The sequence below is a fragment of the Candidatus Kosakonia sp. 282A-S69 genome, assembly GCF_029433855.1.
GTDB classification, from domain to species: domain Bacteria; phylum Pseudomonadota; class Gammaproteobacteria; order Enterobacterales; family Enterobacteriaceae; genus Kosakonia; species Kosakonia cowanii_A.
The window spans coordinates 247,316-247,582 of record NZ_JAROAU010000005.1; the positions used below are offsets into that span (position 1 = coordinate 247,316).

Genomic DNA, 267 nt, shown 5'->3' on the forward strand with positions numbered 1-267 from the left:
CTTTACCAACGATAGGCACGATTTCCGCCTCGTAGTCTTGTTCGTAACCCACAAATACTGAACCTTTTTTCAGACCAAGTGTATAGTCTGCCTCTGTGGTTACAAGTGATTTGTTGTCAGTAATTAAGAACGTTTGACCTAATGCGTTACGCATAATGGAAATACCGCCAAAGGCAAATAAACGCTCTGCATTTTTGAATGTAGTTTCCAACAATTCAAAATACTGGTTTGAGTGCAATACAAACAATTCGATTGAGTTGTACAGGT

Annotated in this window: 1 protein-coding gene; it reads right to left on the reverse strand. The window is 39.0% G+C overall.

Going from position 1 to position 267, the window contains the following annotated elements:
• Window positions 1-267 (reverse strand): major capsid protein (locus tag PU683_RS22210; RefSeq protein ID WP_277174702.1); only part of this gene is annotated, 267 nt, incomplete at both ends.